Origin of the sequence: Candidatus Solincola tengchongensis (assembly GCF_015711935.1) — a bacterium.
Lineage (GTDB): Bacteria > Actinomycetota > Geothermincolia > Geothermincolales > RBG-13-55-18 > Solincola_A > Solincola_A tengchongensis.
Genome location: NZ_JACVJJ010000003.1, coordinates 1 through 2,697 on the forward strand (window position 1 = coordinate 1; position 2,697 = coordinate 2,697).

Consider the following 2,697-nt stretch of genomic DNA (forward strand, 5'->3'; position numbering starts at 1 on the left):
CCGCCACCGAGGTGTAGGTATAGGAGCCCTTGATCTCCCCCCACATTCTGATGATGGAGTCCTCATAAGCGGGCACGGTACCCATGTAAGTCACGTATATGGTGTCGTCCCAGTAGCCCCACTGGTCCCGGGTCACGTTCAGGCGGATGTCCGTGGTCCCGAGATCTTCCATTATCTGGACCACCTGGCCGGTGGCGAAGTACTTCTGCCCCTTATAGGCCTCCGGGTTCTTGTTGAGGACCTTGAACTCGATGGCCTTGCACTGCGCTTTGTAGGATGCCTCGTCAAGCTGGTAGGCCAGGGAGCAACTCGCCGAACCTCTCCTGCCTTCCTTTTCGGCGGTCACGGTCAGGAGGTTGGTGCCCTCGCGCAGGGTCAGGTCGGCGCTGAACCTCCCATCCTCATCGGCTTGGGCGCAGATGGGGCCATTGGCGCAGCCGAGCACCATGACGCTCGCCCCCGGCTCGGTGAGCCCCTCGATGGTGAAGGAGGGGGAGTTCAACGTGAGTCCGGAAGGGGTCTTTAAAGAGACGTTCAATTCCTTCTCTTCCGTTTCCGCCGTCACCCCGGCTGAGGTTTGCGTCTCCTCCCCGCCGTTCTTGCCGACAATAGCGGACAACAAGGCGACAATCACCAGGATCGCGGCGGCGACGGTCAAAACCTTGAATTTCTTGGACGAGGCCCACTTCGCACGGACCCTGTCCCAGGTCCGAGCCAGCTGCTCCATGACGCCTATGGTGGGTTCCGCCCAACGGAGGGTTTTCTCGGTGGGGGTTTCGACCCTTTCGGCCGTAGTAAGGGGTTTCGAAGACTCTCCCAGTCTCAATAAACAGATATTGCAACCAAGAGTGGGCTTGTCTTCGGTCCCACCGGTGACCTCGGTAACAAGGGCTTTAAATTCCCTGCCGGCATCCAGTTCCGGGGCCAACTCAGCGGCCAATTCTCTGTTTATCCACCCCAGCTGCTCACCCTCTTTATTGAGGACCTTTATCGCGTTCTTGTCGAACTCGTTCTCTCTGTCTCTTTCGAGGACAAGTTCTTCTCCGGCCTTAAGAGAGGCTATGAGAACCTGCCGGTCTTCCCCCTTGGTAACTCCGAAGACCTTGGTGAATATGACATCTGAGGAAGGCGATCTTGCTTCCGTTACCTGAGCCGCGCGCCTCTGATAGAGATAGGAATTGTACTCCCTCACCATGACCGGGATGCGGAAGAGGTCGGCGAACCACATGATCCCGAAATATCCCAGAGTCAAGGTATAGACAGGTGAAACCTTCCCCACGTACCAGCGATGTCCCACCAGGGTAGGCCAGAGCAGGTAGGCCACCCATGTCTTCCTCTCCCCGGGGATAGAAGTCCCGCCGGACATGTCCTCACACCCCCTTCGGTATTTCTCCCTCGGGAGGCCGCTTCAGAAGCCTCCCGAGACGACTGTGCAGATCGGCGCCGTGCCGCCATCCCTGAGGGCGCGCGGGCACGAACCGAGAGGTCAGCACCTCATCGCATATTCCGGAGCTCGGGCGGCGGAAGCGAGGCCGTCAACTCGGCCGCGCCTCTTGACCGCCCGATGCCCAGTCACAGACGGCGAATTTGATTATGAGGGGGTGGGCTGCCAGCACTCTGGCAGTCTGAGGAAACGGTCTTGAGATTTTTCATCTGAAGACTGCCAACTGTATGGCAGTCAACTCATGATGAATATTTCTCCACTATGCCCCGGGCCCGCTCCAGGAGCATCTCCTTGAGCTCGGGAGGGCGCAGCACCTCGGCCTCGCCGCCGAAGGCCATGAGCCAGGAGCATATCTCGGTGAGCCCGCTCACCCGGAAGGAGAGCACGGCGCTTCCGTCCTCGCAATCGCGGCAGCGCTGGCTGAAGTGCCAGATGCTCTCCTTGACGTAGGGAGCCACCTGGGGGCTGAACCTGATCTCCACCTCGCGGGGCTCGCCGCGCAGGACCTGCCAGGCATCGCCCATGTACTCGCGGATGCTGAAGTCCTCGGGGAGCTGGAACCTGTCCCCCAAAAGCTCCGCCTCCAGGATGCGGTCCACCTTGAATATCTTTATCTCCCCACGCAGGTGGCAGTAGCCGACCAGGTACCAGGCGTTGCTCCGGAAGAGGAAACCGTAGGGGTCCACCTTGCGCCGGGTGACCTCGTCCCGGGAGAGGGAGTGGTAGGAGATGGCAACGGAGCGCTCCTCCTCCACCCCCTTCTCCAGCGTGTCCAGTACTGGAAGGCGCCTGGCGTAGTCCACGGTGGGCTCCCAGGCGGGGGTGAAGTGCACCGACTCCCGCTCCACGGCTTCCCGGATGCCGGGAGGGATGGCGGCGTAGATCTTCTCCATGGCGCTCTCCACGCCGCGCTGGAAGGGGGTCCCTTTCTGGCGGGAGAGGAGCTCGGCCCCCATGGCCAGGGAGAGCATCTCCGTGAGGTCGAACTGCACCGGGGGCAGGAAGAAACCGGGGGCTATGCGGTAGCCTTTCTGGTAATAGATGGGGATTCCCGCCAGCTTGAGGAGGTAGACGTCACGGTAGACCGTGCGCAGGGATGTCTCACAGCGCTCCGCCAGCTCCGCGGCCCCGATGCCCGGCTTTCCCTCTATCAGGGTGAAGACCTTGAGCAGGCGCCACAGCTTGCTCGCCTTCTCCATGCATACACCACACCCTTTTCATTCCCAAGGGGTTCCAATCAATTTTAAAAGATG

2 protein-coding genes are annotated in these 2,697 nt (G+C 60.7%); both read right to left on the minus strand.

Features of this window, described 5'->3' with window-relative positions:
- Positions 1-1,366, minus strand: a 1,366-nt coding sequence (locus tag H7007_RS00045) for an HIRAN domain-containing protein (RefSeq protein WP_287152433.1), incomplete at its 3' end; no start/stop codon positions are given.
- A 317-nt stretch (positions 1,367-1,683) separates the two neighbouring features.
- On the minus strand, positions 1,684-2,643 hold the full coding sequence (locus H7007_RS00050) for a helix-turn-helix transcriptional regulator (RefSeq protein ID WP_287152434.1): 960 nt from the start codon (positions 2,641-2,643) through the stop codon (positions 1,684-1,686).
- Positions 2,644-2,697 lie beyond the last annotated feature (54 nt).